The following is a 3,358-nucleotide window of genomic DNA, read 5'->3' as shown; positions in this document are numbered from 1 at the left end:
GAATGCGAATGACTTCTAGTGTTTTATGATCAAGCTTTCTTCCATCATTTGAGGGCATAGCATCCACTCTCTTTATCTAAAGTCGGGTCCATGACATGCTTGAATATAGACTATTTCTGTGTTCGCCTACTTTGTTTCGGATTAGTAACCCCCATCCACGTATCCATCTGCGTAAACCGCCCCTGGTTCTGGTCGTAATATCTCGCCCTCAGGTAGTACTGATCCAATGACACATCGTACTGCTCTCCGGTGTACAGGTAGCTGTTCGGGGTGTCTCCTTCGCTGTGCAGCAGGATGCCGAAGGCGTCGTAGTGGTAGCTGTCGGTTTGGTCGCCGGTCTGGTTTGTTAAAGAGCGGACGGAGCCTTGGCCGTCGTAGACATAGTAGCTGACCTGTTTAGCGCCGTTGACGACTTCTTGCAGCACCTGGGCATAATCGCGGTTCTGGTCGACGATAAAGTCGGTGGTTACGCCGCTTCCCGCTTTCCGAGTGCGAATGCCATCCAGGTTATAACCGAAGCTGGTGGTCTCGCCCGCTTTTGTTACCGCGAGGAGTTTGTTCTTCGCGCTGTAGGTGTAACGAGCGCTAACCAGACCGTCTTCGGTTTCCGTCAGCGTATTGCCGTTGGCGTCATAGGCGTAGGTGACGCCGCCCTGTTGCGACCGGCAACCATTTTCATCATCACTGTAGGTACTTTTGTTGAGTTTGACGATACGGCATTACGCTCGGTTAAGGCCCATCCCAACAAAACCGGACAATTCAACAAAAAAACATGACTAAAAGCGAAAATAAATCCGCCTTTGTAAATATAACCTATTTCTGCGCACCTATAAATTCACTTTGGACTAGTAAAATTTTTATATCTCACGCCATAAACTCTATCCACATTTACTCAACGTGTCGAAAAGCTCCTTGGCTATGACTTCATGATCCCATGGCTTGCTTCGAGTATGCTGAGGGGGCTTCCAATTTAACTCGCCTTCTTCTTCAAACTCCGACTTGCTGGCGTCAGCTAAATTTATATCAAAATTGCATACAACCCCTTCTTGGTTTATCAATCTTCCAGAAATCACATTGACATCATCAGGGATATAAGAGATCAATATTGAACAAGCAATATCAACCCCAAAACCCTCCAATTGGTCATACACCACACTCGCAAGTAACTTCCTAGTATGAAACAACTCATTCATTTCGAACACTATTTCTTTTGCTGCCTGAACTTTCATATCCATAATATTATAGTCCTACAATTTTCCCAGGCGTTGCCGTTAATATGTTACCTGTTTCATTGGTAACAACACTCATATACTGAGTCACAGAACCTTTCTTAGCATCATAACCAATCATTTTATCAGTCTTTATCAACCTACCATAACGCCCTGGGCCTAAAATAACGACCTCAGCACCTTCGCCAGTTACTTCGTTATAAGAAAGAGCCATATCACCGATTTTCAAGTCCGTTATGGGCTTAAGTCCTTGCTCTGTGTGAACAAGTGTATCGGCATCAAAACTATTACACCCTTTTCTAAATAGGCCAGTAAATTTTCCACCAACTAGGTTAAATAATATTTGTGCTCCAATCTGCTTAGCTGTCAGCTCTTCTTTACCGGTAGCCAAATTAAAAATTGTATACGCCGTTTTCACTCGGCTCGCTAATGTCGCAGCAGTATTAACAGCACTCATCATAGAGCCAATCGAGAAATTCCCACTAGGATCAACCAAATTCCCCGAATCAGCATTAGCATAAAGATACTTATGCAACGTAATTGGGTCGGAGTTAACTCCCATCCATGTATCCATCTGCGTAAACCGCCCCTGGTTCTGGTCGTAATACCTCGCCCTCAGGTAATACTGATCCAGGACTGCATCGTATTGCTCTCCGGTGTACAGGTAGCTGTTCGGGGTGTCACCTTCGCTGTGCAGCAGGATGCCGAAGGCGTCGTAGTGGTAGCTGTCGGTTTGGGTGCCGGTCTGGTTTGTTAAAGAGCGAACGGAGCCTTGGCCGTCGTAGACATAGTAGCTGACGTCGCCGGCTCTTGCCTGGCTTAGCAGGTCGTCGCCGTAGACGTAGCTGACTTGTTTGGCGCCATTGACGACTTCTTGCAGCACTTGAGCGTAGTCGCGGTTCTGGTCGACGATAAAGTCTGTGGTTACGCCGCTTTCCAGGTGCGAATGCCGTCCGGGTTATAACCGAAGTTCGTAGTCGCGCCCGCTTTTGTTACCGCGAACAGTTTGTTCTTCGCACTGAATGCGTGACACGCCGTGACTAGAACAGTCGCAGTCTCTGGGCAAGTTGTCGGAAATTCATCTCAGCTTCACTTTGGTCGGTAAAGTGGGAAAACTACCGGCGCTCCTCTAATCCACCTGAAGTTATCCAAAGTGCTACACTTACTCTATTAATCCACGTTTTATAGCTTTTCCTTTACTCTTTATAAATAGCCAACCTGGGTTATTGGCCCTTTCTAACCAGGGTAGCAATCAACGTAATATATTTCATCCCTCAAAATAAAAAGAAACTGATCATCATTAGGGCCATAGTATATTGCCTCTTTGACAGATTCAGAAGAGACATCAACACAAAGAGATTTTATATTATCACCTCCTACACAATACTTTAATCTACCCTCAACAGACTTAGACTCCATAAGCCTAGCCTTAGCTATCGATTCATTCATATCCCCCTCAAAAACCGAAGCAATGTCCTTAGCCTTTTCTCCGTGCATTTCATACTCAGATAAAAATATTTTATGAGCGCCAGCCAAAAAACATGATACCGATTCGACAACACCTACTCCACCTACACATACAAATGTTTCTTTGCAATCATAATTAAATAAGAATCCTTTCAACCCCACTGTATCAATCTGATCAAAACATCTTGCATATGGAGTTAGATCTATTTTAATAACACTATTTAGTAGCAATTCTTTTCTTTCCATATCCTAGGGCCTCAAAATACTGGATATATGATCCTACCCACCAATGATAGACACCCTGTTAAGCGAGTACACTACGCTACAGAGGTGAACTATGACCAAACAGAAAACATCAAACTCCAAATCTCGCCAACGTTATTCCGACGAGTACAAGGCGGAAGCCCTGGCGCTAGCTCAACGTATCGGCATGAGCGCCGCCGCAAAGCAATTGGGTCTGCACGAGTCACAACTTTACAATTGGCGCAGTAAAGCGCGGCTGGCGCAGGATCGGGGCGAAACAGAACAGCAACTGGCCCAGGAAAACGCCCGCCTGAAGCGTCAGTTGGCTGAACAGGCGGAAGAGCTTGCCGTGTTAAAAAAAGCGGCGGCGTACTTCGCCAAAAGCGTGAAGTGAGGTACGCCTTTATGCACTCTCACAC

General features: G+C 45.7%; 5 protein-coding genes and 1 pseudogene. 2 read left to right on the top strand and 4 right to left on the bottom strand.

Going from position 1 to position 3,358, the window contains the following annotated elements:
- Positions 1–110: 110 nt before the first annotated feature.
- The gene (locus tag KP814_RS33065) at positions 111–425 is read right to left on the bottom strand and encodes an RHS repeat-associated core domain-containing protein (protein WP_371824112.1); all 315 of its coding nucleotides are present in this window, start codon (positions 423–425) and stop codon (positions 111–113) included.
- On the opposite strand from KP814_RS33065, the gene KP814_RS33060 reads away from it, so the two are divergent.
- Complete coding sequence (locus KP814_RS33060) at positions 417–776, top strand: hypothetical protein (protein WP_253938799.1); 360 nt, start codon at positions 417–419, stop codon at positions 774–776. The two genes, KP814_RS33065 and KP814_RS33060, sit on opposite strands and share 9 nt — an antisense overlap.
- A 102-nt stretch (positions 777–878) precedes the next feature.
- Here the strand turns inward: KP814_RS33060 and KP814_RS32040 are convergent, their stop codons facing one another.
- The 3 genes from KP814_RS32040 to KP814_RS32030 form a co-directional block, all read right to left on the bottom strand.
- On the bottom strand, positions 879–1,235 hold the full coding sequence (locus KP814_RS32040; protein WP_216740594.1) for a hypothetical protein: 357 nt from the start codon (positions 1,233–1,235) through the stop codon (positions 879–881).
- Between the two features lie 4 nt (positions 1,236–1,239).
- A complete protein-coding gene (locus KP814_RS33055; protein WP_371824111.1) occupies positions 1,240–2,112 on the bottom strand; it encodes an RHS repeat-associated core domain-containing protein in 873 nt (290 codons plus the stop codon).
- A 353-nt stretch (positions 2,113–2,465) separates the two neighbouring features.
- The gene (locus tag KP814_RS32030) at positions 2,466–2,942 is read right to left on the bottom strand and encodes a hypothetical protein (protein ID WP_216740593.1); all 477 of its coding nucleotides are present in this window, start codon (positions 2,940–2,942) and stop codon (positions 2,466–2,468) included.
- Positions 2,943–3,033: 91 nt separating this feature from the next.
- Between KP814_RS32030 and KP814_RS32025 the strand changes: the two are divergent.
- Positions 3,034–3,358, top strand: a pseudogene (locus tag KP814_RS32025) (transposase); the annotation flags it as partial.

Source organism: Hahella sp. HN01 (genome assembly GCF_018986435.1).
Classification (GTDB): domain Bacteria; phylum Pseudomonadota; class Gammaproteobacteria; order Pseudomonadales; family Oleiphilaceae; genus Hahella.
This window is presented reverse-complemented; position numbering and strand designations above follow the sequence as displayed.